At 72.7% G+C, this 17673-nt stretch carries 14 protein-coding genes and 1 pseudogene; 9 read left to right on the top strand and 6 right to left on the bottom strand.

All coding sequences use genetic code 11. The features are described 5' to 3' along the window. The first annotated feature begins 34 nt into the window (after window positions 1-34). Window positions 35-235, top strand: coding sequence for a hypothetical protein (locus tag ACF1GV_RS09425; protein WP_391679522.1), 201 nt, complete (start codon window positions 35-37; stop codon window positions 233-235). 15 nt (window positions 236-250) lie between these two features. Here ACF1GV_RS09425 and ACF1GV_RS09420 read toward each other — a convergent pair whose 3' ends face one another. Beyond that, on the bottom strand, window positions 251-646 hold the full coding sequence (locus tag ACF1GV_RS09420) for a ribonuclease domain-containing protein (protein ID WP_391679524.1): 396 nt from the start codon (window positions 644-646) through the stop codon (window positions 251-253). 114 nt (window positions 647-760) lie between these two features. On the opposite strand from ACF1GV_RS09420, the pseudogene ACF1GV_RS09415 reads away from it, so the two are divergent. Continuing rightward, window positions 761-1482: pseudogene (locus tag ACF1GV_RS09415) on the top strand (SDR family oxidoreductase). 93 nt (window positions 1483-1575) lie between these two features. On the opposite strand, the gene alc reads toward ACF1GV_RS09415, so the two are convergent. After that, window positions 1576-2691: an allantoicase gene (gene alc / locus ACF1GV_RS09410; protein ID WP_391679526.1), complete on the bottom strand. Its 1116-nt coding sequence runs from the start codon at window positions 2689-2691 to the stop codon at window positions 1576-1578. Between the two features lie 70 nt (window positions 2692-2761). Then, a complete protein-coding gene (gene allB / locus ACF1GV_RS09405; protein WP_391679528.1) occupies window positions 2762-4099 on the bottom strand; it encodes an allantoinase AllB in 1338 nt (445 codons plus the stop codon). 293 nt (window positions 4100-4392) lie between these two features. On the opposite strand from allB, the gene ACF1GV_RS09400 reads away from it, so the two are divergent. Both ACF1GV_RS09400 and ACF1GV_RS09395 read left to right on the top strand, forming a co-directional pair. Further along, complete coding sequence (locus tag ACF1GV_RS09400) at window positions 4393-5196, top strand: IclR family transcriptional regulator (protein ID WP_363262030.1); 804 nt, start codon at window positions 4393-4395, stop codon at window positions 5194-5196. 762 nt (window positions 5197-5958) lie between these two features. Continuing rightward, window positions 5959-8331, top strand: coding sequence for an ATP-binding cassette domain-containing protein (locus ACF1GV_RS09395; protein WP_391679531.1), 2373 nt, complete (start codon window positions 5959-5961; stop codon window positions 8329-8331). A gap of 127 nt (window positions 8332-8458) precedes the next feature. Here ACF1GV_RS09395 and ACF1GV_RS09390 read toward each other — a convergent pair whose 3' ends face one another. Further along, on the bottom strand, window positions 8459-8806 hold the full coding sequence (locus ACF1GV_RS09390) for a DUF5955 family protein (RefSeq protein ID WP_391679532.1): 348 nt from the start codon (window positions 8804-8806) through the stop codon (window positions 8459-8461). Window positions 8807-8987: 181 nt separating this feature from the next. Here ACF1GV_RS09390 and ACF1GV_RS09385 point away from each other — a divergent pair, with 181 nt between their 5' ends. Both ACF1GV_RS09385 and aceB read left to right on the top strand, forming a co-directional pair. After that, entirely contained in the window at window positions 8988-9611 is a 624-nt protein-coding gene (locus ACF1GV_RS09385) for an NTP transferase domain-containing protein (RefSeq protein ID WP_391679535.1), read from the top strand. 222 nt (window positions 9612-9833) lie between these two features. Then, entirely contained in the window at window positions 9834-11459 is a 1626-nt protein-coding gene (gene aceB, locus ACF1GV_RS09380; protein ID WP_391679537.1) for a malate synthase A, read from the top strand. A gap of 58 nt (window positions 11460-11517) precedes the next feature. Here the strand turns inward: aceB and ACF1GV_RS09375 are convergent, their stop codons facing one another. After that, window positions 11518-12423, bottom strand: a complete 906-nt coding sequence (locus ACF1GV_RS09375; protein WP_363262035.1) for a HipA family kinase — start codon at window positions 12421-12423, stop codon at window positions 11518-11520. A 20-nt stretch (window positions 12424-12443) separates the two neighbouring features. Further along, the gene (locus ACF1GV_RS09370) at window positions 12444-13967 is read right to left on the bottom strand and encodes an IucA/IucC family protein (RefSeq protein WP_391679540.1); all 1524 of its coding nucleotides are present in this window, start codon (window positions 13965-13967) and stop codon (window positions 12444-12446) included. A 92-nt stretch (window positions 13968-14059) separates the two neighbouring features. Between ACF1GV_RS09370 and ACF1GV_RS09365 the strand changes: the two genes are divergently transcribed. From ACF1GV_RS09365 to ACF1GV_RS09355, 3 genes are read left to right on the top strand one after another with little or no spacing between them, the layout of a single operon-like run. Next, complete coding sequence (locus ACF1GV_RS09365) at window positions 14060-15547, top strand: IucA/IucC family protein (protein WP_391679543.1); 1488 nt, start codon at window positions 14060-14062, stop codon at window positions 15545-15547. Window positions 15548-15592: 45 nt separating this feature from the next. Continuing rightward, window positions 15593-16855 (top strand): VWA domain-containing protein, encoded by a 1263-nt coding sequence (locus ACF1GV_RS09360; RefSeq protein WP_391679546.1) that lies wholly within the window; start codon window positions 15593-15595, stop codon window positions 16853-16855. After that, window positions 16855-17658 (top strand): hypothetical protein, encoded by an 804-nt coding sequence (locus ACF1GV_RS09355; RefSeq protein ID WP_391679548.1) that lies wholly within the window; start codon window positions 16855-16857, stop codon window positions 17656-17658. The genes ACF1GV_RS09360 and ACF1GV_RS09355 overlap by 1 nt, the downstream gene beginning before the upstream one ends. Window positions 17659-17673 lie beyond the last annotated feature (15 nt).

Here is a 17673-nt window from a genome sequence, read left to right as displayed (position 1 = left end):
CGGGCGGGGAGTGCGCGGGGCGAGGCTCGGACCCATGAAGACGTTGCTCGAGACTCTCGGATTCCTCGCCCTGGTGCAGGGCGCCATGGGCCTGCTGCACGAGTTCACCGACTGGCATGTGGGCCTGGTGCAGCGGGTCGGCCTGCTCGACGGCCACGAGGTGTACGCGAGCGTCGCGCTGATCGTGCTGGCGATCGCCCTGTTCGCGGCCGCCGAGCGCTGCGAAGCCGACTGAGGCCGGGCCGGTGGCTCAGCAGTTGTGGTCGACCAGGTCGAACGTGGCGTAGTGGTCGGCGGTGTAGTAGTCCTCCTGGCGCTCCTCACCGGTGACGATGCGGCGGGCGCCGCGGGTGGGAGAGCCGGGCGTGATCACCGTGTACTCGTGGTAGTAGCCGCTGGTCCGGCTCGGCAGGACCCCTTCCCTGTTCAGGAAGACGACGCCGTCCTGGTCGTACGGGAAGGGGCCGCCCTGTGCGATCAGGTTCAGGGTGTCGTGCGCCTGGGACGGCAGGTCGCTGTAGCAGATGCTGCCGACGGACGCGGCGGTGGCACCGGCCGGGGTGGCGGAGACGGTGCCGCCCATGAGGAGGGCGGACAGGACTGCGGCTGTGGCGCCGAGCCGCGAGATGCGTGGGGGGAATCTCATGTCGGCATGATGACGCGCGTAGAGACTGGCATGTCAATGACAATCACGGGGTCTCCCCCTTTCCCTCCCGGGTGTTCGCGGACCGTTAACCCGGACCTGCCGCCGCCGAACTCGATGTCCGTTGCCCGCCCCACCGGTGGCAGCCGGGGCATCGGGGCCGCGACCGGCACTGCGGCCGGGCGCGCGAGGGTGCGGACGTGGCGCTGACCTACGCACAGGGGAAGGAAGCGGCCGAGGACGTGGTGCGGGCCGTCGAGGCGCTCGGGCGGCGCGCGGTGGCGCTGCGGGCCGATGCGGCGGACGCCCAGGAGGCGGCGGGCGCCGTGGGCCGGGCCGCCGGCGCGCTGGGCCGTCTTGACGTGCTGGTGAACAACGTGGGGGTGGGCGTGCTCGGTCCCCTGGAGAGCCTGCCGGTCACGGAGGTGGACCGGGTGCTCGGTGAACGTGCGGGGGGGGTGTTCCTCGCCTCGCAGGCGGCGGCCGCGCGGATGTCCGGCGGCGGGCGGATCATCACCATCGGCACGTGCATGGTCCAGCGGGTGCCGGGGCCCGGCGGCACGCTGTACGCCATGGGCAAGGCGGCGCCGGCAGGGCTGACGAAGGCCCTGGCGCGGGAGCTGGGGCCGCGCGGGATCACGGCGGACATCGTGCGTCCCGGGCCGATCGACACCGGCATGAACCCCGCCGACAGCCCGTACGCGGCCGGTCAGGCCGAGATGACGGCCCTGGGCCGGTTCGGACGGCCGCAGGAGGTGGCCGCCACGGTGGCGCACCTCGCGGGCGCTGCGTACGTCACCGGCGCGGAGTTCACGGTGGACGGCGGCCACGCGGCCTGACCGGGCGACTCGCCGCCGGACGGGTACACGCGCGTGGGGCGCACCGGTGCTGTCAGGCCGGTGCGCCCCACGGGTCCTTCAGGGGGCTGTGCGTCAGCCGCCCAGTTCCTGGTGACGGGCCGCAAGGCGGGTCGCGCCGGCCTCGGTCAGGGAGCCGAACAGGCGCAGGCGGGAGATGCCACCGTCGGGGAAGATGTCCACGCGCGCGTGCGTGCCGACGGCCCGCTGCGGCAGGACGAAGCGGTGGTTGGTGTCGGGCTGCATGCGGGTGCGCGGGAGGATCTCGACCCACTCACCGCTCTCGCCGTCCTTGACGGACACCGACGCCCAGCCGGCGCTGTTGCCCTTGAGGTAGGCGGTGTCGATCTCGATGGCGCGGATCTCGGACTGGGCGACCAGCTGGTAGCGGATCCAGTCGTTGCCCTGGTCGCGCCGGCGGCGGGTCTCCCAGCCGTCGTCCATCTTGCGGGAGCGGCCCGGCTGGATGGTGTTGGTGGCCGGCGAGTAGAAGAGGTTGGAGGCGTCCTCGACCCGGCCGCCGTTCTCCAGGGCGACCACGTCGAACGTGCCGAGCACCTCGAGCCACTTCGGGTCGGGTACGACTTCGCCGTACACCCGCAGGCGCGCGATGCCGCCGTCGGGGTGCTGCTTGAGCCGCAGGTGCGTGAAGCGCTGCTCGACGTCGACCGCGAAGCCGTTGGCCGCGTGGCCGCCGACCGGGGTGCGCGGGACGAGCGTCGTCCACTTCACGTCGTCGGCGAGCAGCTCCTCGGGCGACGGCGAGCCCGGGACGGAGGCGGCCTCGACGGAGACCGCCTGCGGGTAGTTGCCGCGGAAGTGGGCGGTGTCGACGACGATGCCGCGGACGACGCCGGGCGCGCCGAGGCGGATCAGCGCCCAGTCGTGGTCGTCCTCGGTCGGCCACGGATGGTCGGCGGAGGCACCGCGCCGGCGGCGGGTCTCCCAGCCGTCCATGACCTTGCCCTTGTGCCCGAAGTGCTCGGGGTCGAACTCCGCGGCCTCGGGGACCAGCAGGTTCTCGCGCTGGGCGAAGAACTCGTCGTTGGCGGCGATGACACCGGCACCGAGCTGCCGGTCGGCGAGGTTGGCGTGGTGGGTGAAGGGGAAGTCGGCGGTGCGGTAGTCCGCGTACGGGTCGCCGCCGGAGAAGGGGTTCGCGTCGCCGGTGAAGCGGGGTATCGCCGTCACGGTGATCAGGTCCTGCCTTTCGGTTCGAAAAGTCGCTACGGGGTGGGAGTGGTCGATGACGCCCCTTCGGTCAGGCGGACCGGGTGAGCAGACGGCCTCTGGGCTCGGTGAACTCGCCGTCGGCGACGATCCGCTCGCCGCGCAGCCAGGTCGACTTGACCACCCCGTACAGGGTCCGGCCGGCGTAGGCGGTGACGCGGTTGCGGTGCTGGAGGGCGGCCGGGTCGACGGTGAAGGTCTCGTCGGGGGCGAGGACGGCGAAGTCGGCGTCGCGGCCGGCCGCGATGGCGCCCTTGGAGCCGAGGCCGACGAGGGCCGCCGTACGCTCCGACATCCACCGGACGACGTCCTCCAGGCCGTGGCCGCGCTCGCGGGCGGCGGTCCACACGGCGGGCAGGCTGACCTGGAGGCCGGAGATGCCGCCCCAGGCGGTGAGGAAGTCGTCGGTCTTCAGGTCGGCGGTGGACGGCGAGTGGTCGGTGACGATGCAGTCGATCGTGCCGTCGGCGAGCGCCTCCCACAGCAGGTCCTGGTTTGCGGCCTCGCGGATGGGCGGGCAGCACTTGAACTCGCTGGCGCCGTCCGGAACCTCCTCGGCGGTGAGGGCCAGGTAGTGCGGGCAGGTCTCGACGGTGATCGAAACGCCCTCCGCCTTGGCGGCGCGGATCAGCGGCAGCGCGTCGCTGGAGGACAGGTGCAGGACGTGCACGCGCGCGTTGAGGCGCTTGGCCTGCGCGATGAGGTTCGCGATGGCGGTGTCCTCGGCGTCGCGCGGGCGGGAGGCGAGGAAGTCCGTGTACTTGGGGCCGCCGTGCTGCGGGGCCGCGTCGAGGTGGTGCGGGTCCTCGGCGTGCACGATCAGCAGGCCGTCGAAGCCGGCGATCTCGGCGAGGGACTGGGCGAGCTGGTCCTGGTCGAGATGCGGGAACTCGTCCACGCCCGACGGCGACAGGAAGCACTTGAAGCCGAAGACGCCGGCGTCGTGCAGCGGGCGCAGGTCCTTGACGTTGTCGGGCAGGGCGCCGCCCCAGAAGCCGACGTCGATGTGCGCCTTGTCGCGGGCCACGTCCTGCTTGATCCGCAGGTTGTCGGCGGTCGTGGTGGGCGGCAGGGAGTTGAGCGGCATGTCGATCAGGGTCGTGATGCCCCCGGCGGCCGCCGCGCGAGTGGCGGTCCAGAAGCCCTCCCACTCGGTCCGGCCCGGGTCGTTGACATGCACGTGCGTGTCGACCAGGCCGGGCAGCAGCACGTCGTCGCCGAAGTCCTCCAGGCGGGCCGTGGCCGGTACGTCCGCGTCATGGGGGAGTACGGCGGTGATCGTGCCGTCGGCGACCACGACGGACGCGGGCCGCGTCCCCTCGGGAGTGATGACGCGCCTCGAACGCAGGACCAGTTCAGCGTCGGACACCCGGACCCCTCTCTCTGCCGCCGTGGCCGCCTCGGAGGCTTCGGCGGCCTCCGCGCGTCTTCCACACAGCGGAATTTCAACGAACTGTTGAAGCTACTTCGGGAGTCTTCACTCCCGTCTTCGCGTCGTCAAGGGCACACTCATCCACAGTGCACCCGATCCGCCCACCCTGGACGTTTCCACAAAGCGGAATTAGAATTCCACCAGATAGAACGTAGCTACGCACAAGCAGGGAGTCAACCGACTGCCGGGTAGGCTGCTGCCTCTTCAGTCAGTCCCGAAAGGAACGCGCCGTGCCGACGTCCAGCGCCAGCACCACCGACTCCGCCAAACCCGCCGCCACGGGGGGTGTCCAGTCCCTGGAGCGCGCCTTCGACCTGCTGGAGCGCATGGCGGACGCCGGCGGCGAAGTCGGGCTGAGTGAGCTGTCCGCGAGCAGCGGACTGCCCCTGCCGACCATCCACCGCCTCATGCGCACCCTGGTCGCGTGCGGATACGTCCGCCAGCAGACCAACCGGCGCTACGCCCTCGGCCCGCGCCTGATCCGTCTCGGCGAGTCCGCGTCGCGTCTGCTCGGTACGTGGGCCCGGCCGTACCTGGCCCGCCTGGTGGAGGAGACCGGCGAGACGGCGAACATGGCGCTGCTGGACGGCGACGAGATCGTGTACGTGGCGCAGGTGCCGTCCAAGCACTCGATGCGGATGTTCACCGAGGTCGGCCGGCGGGTGCTGCCGCACTCCACGGGTGTGGGCAAGGCGCTGCTCGCCGGCTACCCGCCGGAGGAGGTGCGCGCTCTGCTGTACCGCACGGGGATGCCGGCGGCGACGGACAAGACGATCACCACGCCGGACGACTTCCTGGCCTCCCTGGAAGAGGTGCGCCGGCTCGGTTACGCCATCGACGACAGCGAGCAGGAGATCGGGGTCCGCTGCCTCGCGGTCTCCGTACCGAACTCCCCCACGGCGGCGGCCATCTCCATCTCGGGCCCGGCGGGCCGCGTCACGGAAGCCGCCACGGACAAGATCGTCCCGGTCCTGCAGCAGGTGGCCGTGGAACTCTCCGAGGCCCTGACCAGCTCGACCAACAACGGCGGCTGACCCCAGCCGCGCGCCGGCAGCCACCGCCCCCGCCCGGCACGCATGCCGTTGCCCGGGGGCGTGGGGCCGGAACCCACAGACCGCCGAGGGCGAAGGCGCGGGCGCGGCGTGCCGAGGCCGGGCAGCGGGGCGGGATGCCAAACAGCAGGCACCGGCCGCCGAAGGCGGGCATCGGGCGAAGGCACGGACGCGAGACGAAGGCACGCGTGCAAGGTGCCCCAGGCCGGGTCGCCGGGCCGGATGCCACACGGCAGCCACCGCAGCCGAAGGCGCGGGACGTACACCACCACGGGGCAGGAGCGCCGGTCTCCCCTGCCGCGGGGCAGACGTGGACGCCGGGGCGCGACAACGTGGAGCCCGGCGCAGGACACCCGCCGGGCACAGACCGTTCGGCGGGGCGGGCGCGGGGGCCGGGTGGAGGCGCGGCGCTGAGGCCGCACGGCAAGCACGCAGGTCCATGGGCCCAGGTCGGACCCCCAGCCCGCCCGCACGGGCATCCACGCAGAACCCCACTCCGAGCCCGCCCGCCTCCGTCCGCAGGGCACGAGCCCCAGGCCCCGTGACGTGCCCGCGCCCCGCGGACCCCGCGCGCCCGAACCACAAACGCCCCACCGCCGGAGGCCACCGCAAGGATCAGGATTCGAGAAGCGCTCGCGCCCCGGTTCCACGTAGCGTGAGCGGCACGGGCATCCGGACGGCGCCGGTCGGGCCGGCGGGCGCGGAGGGTGGCCGTGATCGAGGGTCTGAACGGATGGAGACGCCATGACCAAGGCAACGGGGACCGGCCACGCCGCCGACAGCCACGACCTGATCCGCGTGCACGGCGCGCGCGAGAACAACCTCAAGGACATCAGCGTCGAGCTCCCCAAGCGCCGGCTGACGGTCTTCACCGGTGTCTCCGGCTCGGGCAAGAGCTCCCTGGTGTTCGACACGATCGCCGCCGAGTCGCAGCGGATGATCAACGAGACCTACAGCGCCTTCGTCCAGGGCTTCATGCCGACCCTCGCCCGCCCCGACGTCGACGTCCTGGACGGTCTGACCACCGCTATCACCGTCGACCAGCAGCGCATGGGCGCCGATCCGCGCTCCACCGTCGGCACCGCCACCGACGCCAACGCGATGCTGCGCATCCTCTTCAGCCGTCTCGGCAGGCCCCACCTCGGCTCCCCCAAGGCGTTCTCCTTCAACGTCGCCTCGATCAGCGGCGCCGGCGCGGTCACCGTGCAGCGCGGCGGGCAGACGGTGAAGGAGCGCCGCCAGTTCAGCATCACCGGCGGCATGTGCCCCCGCTGCGAGGGCCGCGGCTCGGTCACCGACCTCGACCTCACCCAGCTCTACGACGACAGCAAGTCCCTGAACGAGGGCGCGCTGAGCATCCCCGGCTACAAGTCGGGCGGCTGGAACCACCGCCTCTACACCGAGTCCGGCCTCTACGACGCCGACAAGCCGATCCGGAAGTTCACCAAGCGGGAACTGCAGGACTTCCTGTACCGCGAGCCGACCCGGATGAAGATCGCCGGCATCAACATGACCTACGAGGGTCTGGTCCCGCGCATCCAGAAGTCGATGCTCGCCAAGGACAAGGAGGCGATGCAGCCGCACATCCGGGAGTTCGTGGAGCGGGCCGTCACCTTCACCACCTGCCCCGAGTGCGAGGGCACCCGGCTCAACGAGGGCGCCCGGTCCTCCAAGATCAAGGGTCTGAGCATCGCCGACGTCTGCGCGATGCAGATCAGCGACCTGGCCGCCTGGGTGCGCGGCCTGGACGAGCCGTCGGCCGCGCCGCTGCTCGCCTCCCTGCGCGACACCCTCGACGCCTTCGTGGAGATCGGCCTCGGCTACCTCTCGCTCGACCGGCCGGCCGGCACCCTCTCGGGCGGCGAGGCACAGCGCGTGAAGATGATCCGCCACCTCGGCTCCTCCCTCACCGACGTGACGTACGTCTTCGACGAGCCCAGCATCGGTCTGCACCCGCACGACATCCAGCGCATGAACGAGCTGCTGCTCCAGCTGCGGGACAAGGGCAACACGGTGCTCGTCGTGGAGCACAAGCCGGAGATGATCGCGATCGCGGACCACGTCGTCGACCTCGGCCCCGGCGCCGGCACCGCGGGCGGCACGGTCTGCTTCGAGGGCACCGTGGAGGAGCTGCGGGCCGGCGGCACCCTCACCGGACGCCACCTGGACGACCGGGCGCGCGTGAAGGAGACGGTCCGCACGCCCACCGGCAAACTGGCGATCCGCGACGCGACCACGCACAACCTGCAGTCCGTGGACGTCGACATCCCGCTCGGCGTGCTGGTCGTCGTCACGGGTGTCGCCGGCTCCGGCAAGAGCTCGCTCGTGCACGGGTCGATGCCCGCCGACGCCGGAGTGGTCTTCATCGACCAGACCCCGATCCGCGGCTCACGGCGCAGCAACCCGGCGACGTACACCGGACTGCTCGAGCCGATCCGCAAGGCGTTCGCCAAGGCCAACGGCGTCAAGCCGGCGCTGTTCAGCGCGAACTCCGAGGGCGCCTGCCCCACCTGCAACGGCGCCGGAGTCGTCTACACCGACCTGGCGATGATGGCCGGGGTCGCCACCACCTGCGAGGAGTGCGAGGGCAAGCGCTTCGAGGCGTCGGTGCTGGAGTACAAGCTCGGCGGCCGCGACATCAGCGAGGTGCTGGCGATGCCGGTGGCGCAGGCGGAGGAGTTCTTCGGCGACGGGGAGGCGCGTACGCCCGCGGCGCACAAGATCCTTGACCGCCTGTCCGACGTCGGGCTCGGCTACCTCACGCTCGGCCAGCCGCTCACCACGCTGTCGGGCGGCGAGCGGCAGCGGCTGAAGCTGGCGACGCAGATGGGCGACAAGGGCAGCGTCTACGTCCTGGACGAGCCGACCACCGGTCTTCATCTGGCCGACGTCGAGCAGCTGCTCGGCCTGCTGGACCGGCTGGTCGACTCCGGGAAGTCGGTGATCGTGGTCGAGCACCACCAAGCCGTCATGGCCCACGCGGACTGGATCATCGACCTGGGGCCGGGCGCGGGGCATGACGGGGGGCGGGTCGTCTTCGAGGGGACGCCGGCGGAGTTGATCGCGGCGCGGTCGACTCTCACCGGGCAGCACCTTGCGACGTACGTGGGCGGCTAGCGCCTTCTCGTCCGCCGGGGTTCCCCTGTCAGGCGAGCGCGGGTGGATCGTGGCCGGTCGCACCGGTGGATTGTGGCCGGTCGCGCCCCCGCGTCGGAGCCGCACATCGACGCAGCCCCGCGCGCCTTCAGGGCGCTGCCGTGCCCGGTGCGTCAGGGCGCCCGGGATGCGGTGGCTCGCTGAACAGATCCACCGCCGCCCGGACCTCTCTCAACGCCCCCGACAGCGCACTCACCGAGCCGATCGCGCCCGCTATCAGCAGCAGGGAGCGGTGCAGCGGGGCCGGCTCGGGGGTGCCCCGGGTGGCCATGGCCGTCAGTGCGGCCAGCTCTTCCTCCGCTATGTCCCGGTCGCGTAACTCGGCCGGGTACGCGGCCAGTTCGCGGTGCAGCCGGGACGCCGCCGCGCGCAGCCGGCTCGCGCGCAGGTCCCCTTCGCCGCCGGTGACCGGCTTGTGCTGAACGCTCCGCAACACAGCCCTCCCCTTCGCACTCCGTCGTGCGATCTCCCTGAGCCGTCCGGTCCGCGCCGGTGCGGTGAGCCGGGGCGGGGGAGACAGTAAACGACACCTCGCCCGCGCCGCGCCAGTCCGCTGCGTCATCGAGTTGCTGCGCTGCGTGAACCCGTGGCCCTGCGCGGTGCGGTATGCAGGGCGTATGACGACACCCCTCCCCGCAGGCATGGAAAATCCCACGGACGCCGTCGCCGGGCTGCTGCTCGCCGCCGGAGGTGGCCGGCGGCTCGGCGGACGCCCCAAGGCCCTGCTGGAGCACCGGGGGCGGCCGCTGGTCGAGCACGCCGTCGGGGTGCTGCGGGCGGCCGGGTGCACGCGCGTGCACGTGGTGCTGGGGGCGAGCGCCGACGCCGTACGGGAGCGGGCGCGGCTCGCCGGGTGTGTGCTCGTGGAGAACCCGGAGTGGGAGCAGGGGATGGGTTCCTCGCTGCGGGCCGGGCTCGCCTCGCTGGCCGGGACCGGGGCGCGGGCCGCGCTCGTGTCGCTCGTGGACCAGCCGGGGATCGGCGTTGAAGCCGTCGCGCGGGTGCTCGGCGCCTTCGAGGACGAGCACACGCTCGCATCGGCCGCCTACGACGGCGTGCGCGGGCATCCGGTGCTGTTCGGCGCGGCCCACTGGGCAGGCATCGCGGCGACTGCCACAGGCGACCGGGGGGCACGCGCGTATCTGCGCGAGCACGCGCGTGAGATACGGCTCATCGAGTGCGGGGAGGTGGCACAGCCGTACGACATCGACACCGAGGCCGACCTGGGCCACCTTCAGTGAACGCGGTGGCACTGAGCGCCACCTTTGCTCGACTCGGAGAATCTCGACATCAACAAACCATTGAACTTCCACTATGCGGTAACTACTATCCACTGTTCAGAAGCACCCGACCGCACAGCGGGTGCGAACCGCCCCCTTTCTGCCTGTAGGCACCGCGTGCCAGGGCAGAGTGGCGTTGCACGTGGTTCGCTGAAACAGCCCCCCGTAAGGAAGTGACCGCTCATGTCCGCACCAGCGCCGTCCACGCTGGCCATCGTCGACGCCGAGCCCCTGCCCCGGCAGGAAGAGGTCCTCACCGACGCGGCGCTCGCCTTCGTGGCCGAGCTGCACCAGCGGTTCACGCCGCGCCGCGCGGAACTCCTCGCCCGCCGTGCCGAGCGCCGCGCCGAGATCGCCCGCACCTCCACGCTCGACTTCCTGCCGGAGACGGCCGCCGTCCGCGCGGACGACTCCTGGAAGGTCGCCCCGGCCCCGGCCGCGCTGCAGGACCGCCGTGTCGAGATCACCGGCCCGACGGACCGCAAGATGACCATCAACGCCCTGAACTCGGGCGCCAAGGTCTGGCTCGCGGACTTCGAGGACGCCTCCGCCCCTACCTGGGAGAACGTCGTCCTCGGCCAGCTCAACCTGATCGACGCCTACACCCGCAGCATCGACTTCACCGACCCGAAGTCGGGCAAGTCGTACGCGCTCAAGCCGAACGAGCAGCTCGCCACGGTCGTCATGCGGCCGCGCGGCTGGCACCTGAACGAGCGCCACCTCGTCGACGCCGACGGCACCCCGGTCCCGGGCGCCTTCGTCGACTTCGGCCTGTACTTCTTCCACAACGCCCAGCGCCTGCTCGACCTCGGCAAGGGCCCCTACTTCTACCTCCCGAAGACGGAGTCGCACCTGGAGGCCCGCCTCTGGAACGACGTGTTCGTCTTCGCGCAGGACTACCTCGGCATCCCGCAGGGCACCGTCCGCGCCACCGTCCTGATCGAGACGATCACCGCGGCGTACGAGATGGAGGAGATCCTCTACGAGCTGCGCGACCACGCCGCCGGACTGAACGCCGGCCGCTGGGACTACCTGTTCTCCATCGTCAAGAACTTCCGTGACGGCGGCGAGAAGTTCGTCCTGCCGGACCGCAACGCGGTGACGATGACCGCCCCGTTCATGCGCGCGTACACCGAACTGCTGGTGCGCACCTGCCACAAGCGCGGCGCGCACGCGATCGGCGGCATGGCGGCGTTCATCCCGTCCCGCAAGGACGCCGAGGTCAACAAGGTGGCCTTCGAGAAGGTCCGCGCCGACAAGGACCGTGAGGCCGGCGACGGCTTCGACGGCTCCTGGGTCGCCCACCCCGACCTGGTGCCGATCGCCATGGAGTCCTTCGACAAGGTCCTCGGTGACAAGCCGAACCAGAAGGACCGCCTGCGCGAGGACGTCGACGTCGAGGCGGCCGACCTGATCGCCATCGACTCCCTGGACGCCAAGCCCACCTACGCCGGTCTGGTCAACGCCGTCCAGGTCGGCATCCGTTACATCGAGGCCTGGCTGCGCGGCCTCGGCGCCGTCGCGATCTTCAACCTGATGGAGGACGCGGCCACCGCCGAGATCTCCCGCTCCCAGATCTGGCAGTGGATCAACGCCGGTGTCGTCCTGGACAACGGCGAGAAGGTGACCGCCGACCTCGCCCGCAAGGTCGCCGCCGAGGAGCTGGAGAACATCCGCGAGGAGATCGGCGAGGAGGCCTTCGCCGCCGGCAACTGGCAGCGGGCGCACGACCTCCTGCTGCAGGTCTCCCTCGACGAGAACTACGCCGACTTCCTCACCCTGCCGGCGTACGAGCAGCTGAAGGGCTGAGACCCGAACGTGCTGATCCGAGTGGCCCCGGGCGATTTCCCGGGGCCGCTCGGTCCGTTCAGCCCAGGTGCACCGACCAGTCCTGCTGGGCGGCGGGCTTGCCGTGCAGATCGGGGACCCGCTTCAGCCAGTCCGGGCGGCCGGCCTGGGTGCGCGCCGCCCGCCGGGCCTCGTCCGCGGCCAGCTCCTGAGGGCCGGGGAAGTCGGTGGGCAGCCACTTCCGCGAGGCCCGCACGCGCGCGTACAGATACGCCACGTACGCCTCGCGCATCTCGTCGGGGCTCCCGAGGTCGGTCAGCCAGGCGTCCGGGACCTCGGCGACGATCGCGCGCAGCAGTTCCTCGGTGACCTTGGGCGCGAGTTCGGCGTCGGCGGCACGCACGTCGGGGCCGTAGTGGCCGAGGGCGTGGTGGCGGAAGTCGTAGGCCTTCTCGGGGTCGGCGCCGTCCCAGCGGTGGTGGAAGACGAGGGCGGCGCCGTGGTCGATGAGCCACAGGCGCGGGGGCGCGACGCCCAGGGTGGGCCACACCATCAGGTTGGAGCTGTGGACCGTGCGGTCGACGTTCGCGGTGAGCGCGTCGAGCCAGACGATCCGGCCTGCCTCCAGCGGGTCCACGGGGAAGGACCGCGCGACCTCGGGCGTGAGGTCGACCGCGCCCGGCAGGTGGTCCATGCCGAGGTTCAGCCCGTGGCTGGCGCCGTGCAGGTCCCGTACCTCCTGGTGGGGTTCGTCGGCGGCGATCGCCGGGTCGAAGTGCACCAGCACCAGTTCGGGGAAGCGCAGCCCCAGCGCCCGGGCCAACTCCCCCACGATCACCTCGGCGACCAGCGCCTTGGGCCCCTGCGCGGAGCCGGTGAACTTCACCACGTACGTGCCGTCGTCGTCGGCCTCGACGACCGCGGGCACCGAACCGCCCGACCTCAGCGGGGTCACGTATCGGACAGCGGTCACGTCGCGCAGCACACCGGCCAGCCTACGGCAGGTCAGGTGCCGGCCAGTGGGTTGGGCAGGGGCAGGTAGCGGGCCGCCGCGCCGTCCGCTCCGGTCCAGCGCAGCAGCAGGTTGGTCTTGCCGGGCAGGGTGGGCGAGGCCAGCAGCGCGGCGACCTCGGGCAGGTCGTGGCGGGCCAGTTCGCGGCGGGCCGCCGGCCACGGGTCCAGCCCGGGGTGGTGTTCGGCAAGGGCCGCGGCGACCTCGGTGAGGTGGTTGACGACCAGGCAGTACACCAGCCGTTCCCACCCGGCCGCCGGTGTCACCTCGGGCAGCAGTTTCACGCCCTCGGCGTCCCGGAAGAGAGCCTGGACGGGCGTCCCGCCGTCGTCGACGGCGACCAGCGTGTTCTGCAGGTGCGCCTCCAGGACGACGCCGTGGTCGGCGTACGCGGCGAGGGCGGGCGGCACGACGGCGCGCAGATACGCCTCCCACCAGGCCGCCGGGTCGGCGGCGGCGGCGAGCGGGTTGCCGTCGAACCCCTCCACCAGGCCGGCCGCGAGCAGGGGCGTCGCGCCGGGCAGGACGGCCCCGCCCAGGCCGTCGCGGACGACGACGGCCAGTTCCTCGTGGGCGAAGCAGGCGGTGCGGTGACCGCGGTCGCTCAGCCAGCCCGCCGGGCCGCCGAGCGCCGCGAAGGCGTGCGTGACGGCCTTGTCCGTACGGCGCAGCCTGCGCAGGTCGTGCTCCCACAACCGGCGGATGTCGTTGGTGATCCGCACATCGAGGCTGAACTTGAGGAAGAGGTCCCGCTCCGGCGCATATACGGTGCGGATCGCGGCCGTCGGCCACACCTCGAACGCGCTCGCGCCCAGCCGGATCAGGCGCCCGTCGGCGAAGGCGTCCGCGAGGGCGGGCGCGGCCAGCCGAAGCTGCCAGGGGTGGGCGGGCAGCAGTCGGTAGCCGGGCGGGGCCTCGCCGAGCGCGTCGAGGGCGCTGGTGTCGCCCTCCTGCACGACCGTGTCCGCGCGCACGCCGAGCAGCTCCAGCGGGAAGCGGACGTGCGCCTCGGGCGCGTACGGCAGCCAGGCGGCCGGCGGGCCGCCGCCCCGCGCCTTCGGGGCGGGGTGGTGGGGGTGCCCGGTGATCAGGGACTGCTCGGAGCGCAGATAGGCGTCGGCGGGCGCGGTGGCACCGGCACGCGCGGCCAGCAGGGCGGCGACCACGTCCCGGCTGTCGGTCATCTCGGCGGGCAGGACCGGATTGACGAGCCCGGTGAGCCGGTACAGCTCGTCCGCGACGAGGGCGACCAGGTCACGGTGGTCCAGCGGCCGCCAGGTTCCGTCCGCCCCGACCTCGGGGCGGGCGGGGCGGCGTGTGCCGCGCACCCGCAGCAGCCGGCCCGACGCGGCCAGCCGGTGCACCCGCCAGGCGCCGTCGTCCCCGACCGGCTCGGCGGCCTCGCGCAGCAGGCAGTTCAGCAGGGGCGCCGCCGCGTGGGCGTCGGCCCGGGCCGCGAGGTCGTCGCGCGGCGGGAAATCGCCGATGGTGGGGGGCAGGAGGTCCACGCGATCCACTCGTTCCCTACGGTCCTGTCGGTCGGAGACGATCAGTATCCCCGCCGTCACGGTCCGCCGTGACGCCGTCCGCGTACCCGAGGAGCCCGCCCGTGCACCAACCCCCCACCGCCGAGGCGGAGGTCGCCGCCGAACTCGCCGCCGAGCGTCCCGGCCTGGTGCCCCGGTACCGGGCCGCGCTGCCCGGCGCGCGCGCCGCCGTGCTGACCCGCCTGTGGCGCGGCCTCGGCCACGAGCCACTGCCCTGGATCACGCGCCGGAAGGAGGGCGGCGACGGCCTCACCCTGCACCTGGCGGACGGCCGCCGGCTGCACGGCCCGGTGCCGGACGCGTACGCCACCGACGCGTACGTCGGCGCCGTACACCTCGACGGTGTGGCGTACGAGCGCCCGGAGCGGCTGATGACGGACCTGGCGGTGCCGCACGCGGCGGGTTTCGCGACCGAGCTGGGGCACAGCGTCGCCTCGCTCGCGCTGTCCCGGGCCGGGCAGCGGGGGTGCCCGCGGGAGCGGCCTGCGCAGGGCTGGGAGTGGGAGCAGCGGGTCGTCGACGGGCATCCCTACCATCCGTGCTGCCGCTCGCGGCCCGGTTTCTCGGTGGCGGAGCAGCTGGCGTACGCACCCGAGCACCGGCCGGTGGTGGAGCTGGAGCTGCTGCCGGTGCCGGCGGCCGGGTGCCTGGTGAGCGGAGCGTGGCCCCAGTGGCTGCGGGACGGGGAGTGGCTGCTGCTGCCGGTGCATCCGTGGCAGGCCGGGCATGTGCTGAAGCGGACCGGCCAGTCCACGCTCGCCGCGCATCCGCTGATGGCGCTGCGCACGCTCGCGCTGCCCGGCGGCCCGCATGTGAAGACCGCGCTGAGCACCCGGCTGACGTCCTCGGTGCGGGACATCTCGGTCGGCTCGGTGCGCATGGCGGCCTCGCTTTCGGAGTTCGGCGAGCGGCTCGCCGCGCACACGGACGGGCTGCTGCACGTCACGCGCACGCTGGGTGCGGCCACCGCCCACTCCCCCGACCTGGCGGTCCAGCTGCGCGAGGCGCCGGAGGTGTACGCGGGACCGGGTGAGGAGGTGGTGCCGGTGGCCGCTCTGGCCGGGCCGCACTCCCCCGCCTGGCTCGCCGACTTCGCCCGGCTGGCGCTGTCCGTGGGGCTGCGGCTGCTGGAGCTGGGCGCGGCGCTGGAGGCGCACGGGCAGAACCTGCTGGTGGTGCTGGGCCCGGCGGGCGAGCCGCAGCGTCTGGTCTACCGGGATCTGGCCGACATCCGGGTCAGCCCCGCCCGGCTGGCCCGGCACGGCATCGCGGTCCCCGGTGACCTCGCGGGCCGGATCGTCACGGACGACGTGACGGCGCTGCGGCGCAAGCTGTTCGGCTCGCTGGTGGCGGGTGGGCTGGCCGCCACCGCGGGCAACGGTCCCGCGCTGCGGGCGGCCCTGGCGGCGGCCATAGGGGATCTGCCGCGCACCGCCGACCTGGTGGCGCTGTGTCAGGAGCCGTTGCCGGTGAAGGCGCTGACGCTGATGCGGCTGTCGCCGGACGCGCCCGGCGACCAGTGGACGCGGCTGCCGTCACCGCTCGCCTGACGGACCGTTTTGGAGCCGGGCGGCACAGATCAATAGGATCCGCCGATGATCAGAAGACAACGGCTGGCGGCGGGCGTCGGCGCCCTGCTCGCCGCGCTCGCGGCCGGGCTCGCGTTCCCGGCGGGGGCGGTCGCCGACGAGACCACCGCAAGCGCGCCGAAGGTCGACCTCGTGATCGACGTCAGCGGGTCGATGCGGACGCGGGACATCGACGGGCAGTCGCGCATGTCGGCGGCCAAGCAGGCGTTCAACGAGGTGCTGGACGCAACGCCCGAGGAGGTGCAGCTCGGCATCCGCACGCTGGGCGCCACCTACCCGGGCGACGACCGGCAGACCGGCTGCAAGGACACCGCGCAGCTGTACAAGGTCGGTCCGCTGGACCGCACCGAGGCCAAGACGGCGGTGGCCACGCTCAACCCGACCGGCTGGACGCCGATCGGGCCGGCCCTGCTCAAGGCGGCCGGAGACCTGGACGGCGGCACCGGCTCCAAGCGGATCGTGCTGATCAGCGACGGCGAGGACACCTGCGCCCCGCTCGACCCGTGCGAGGTGGCCCGCGACATAGCCGCAAAGGGCATCGGCCTGACCATCGACACCCTCGGCCTGGTGCCGAACGTGAAGATGCGCCGACAGCTCAGCTGCATCGCCGAGGCCACCGGCGGCACCTACACATCGGTGGAGCACACCGGCGAACTCGCCGACAAGGTCAACCAGTTGGTGGACCGGGCGGCCGACCCGGTGGTCACGCCGGTCGCCACCGACGGCGCGTCCTCGTGCGCCAAGGCGCCGACGCTGAACTCGGGCCTGTACACCGACCGCGAGGAGTTCGGGCAGCAGCGCTGGTACCGGGTGGACGTGAAGCCCGGCCAGGAGCTGCGCGCCTCGGTGAGCGTGGCCGCGGACCGCTCGATGCACCCGGACTACGGCGTGCTGCTGCGCGCGGTCACGGTGCACGGCCGGGAGATCGTGCGCGGTGAGGCGGCCGGCAACGGCCGTACGGATGTCGCCTCGACGGGTCTGCGCTACCCGAAGGCGGACAGCGACGACGAGAACGCGCCGGCGGAGACGGTGTGCCTCGCGGTGACGAACTCCTTCTCGGCGGCGCCCGGCGTGAAGGCCACGCCCGGCATGCCGCTGGAGCTGACCGTGGACGTGGTCGACGGCCCGTCGCAGGCGGACGACGTGGCGTCGTTCGGTCTCGGGCGCGGCTGGTGGCTGCTCGGCCTGCTGGTGCTGATCGGCTTCCTCGCGGGTGTGGTGTGGGGCTGGCTGTCGCGCTGGCGCGTCGCGGTGTGGAGGACGAACTGATGAGGATCACCCAGGTGTTGGGCGCTGCCCTGCTGACGCTCGGCCTCGCCGCCGCCCCCGCGGCGGCCGACTCGTCCCCGTCACCGAGCCCGTCCGGCTCCACCGCGGCACCGGCGTCGGCGGGCACGTCGTTCCGTACGGCGACGGAGGTGGAGCAGGGGCAGACCGCCACCGCGAGCGCCTCCACGGGTGACTACCTGTACTGGTCGTTCCCGGCGGACGCCGAGCAGCGGCCCACCGTGAAGGCCACGGTGAAGCTGCCGCAGACGCACACGGCGCAGACCTGGCAGGTCGACGTGTACGACGGCCTCCGGCGCCGTCAGGCCTGCCAGTACGGCGCACAGACCCGCACGGCTGGCGCGGGGACGTCCTCGCTGGAGCTGACGTGCGTGCTGCGCACGGTGCGCGCCTGGTCGGAGCCGTGGGCGAACGACCCGCTGCCGGGTACGTACTACGTCCGGCTGACGGCGGTGGGCGTGCAGACGGCCGACCTCGGGCAGCCGGTGAACGCCGAACTGCGCGTGCGGTCCAAGGACATCGGCGGCGCGGCGGCCGTGGACGGCCGGCTGGCCGAGCCGCTGGTGCCCGGCGTCGCCGTCACGGCGCGGCAGGACAAGGACGACTCGAAGAAGGCGGCCGTGCTGGCGAGCGTCGAGCCGGACGGCGGCTGGTCGTCCGGCTGGTGGTCCGACCGCTGGGTGTGGACCGCGATCGGCGGTGTGCTGGCCGCGCTCGCGGGCATAGGCGGGTACGCGCTGACGCGGGGACGGGGACGCCCGTCCTCCGTGCCGCCGAACGCCTGACGGACCGTCGAGGGG

The sequence above is a fragment of the Streptomyces sp. NPDC014006 genome, assembly GCF_043088925.1.
Lineage (GTDB): Bacteria > Actinomycetota > Actinomycetes > Streptomycetales > Streptomycetaceae > Streptomyces.
The sequence above is the reverse complement of the archived record's forward strand: the minus strand, read 5'-3'. Positions and strand labels throughout refer to the sequence as shown.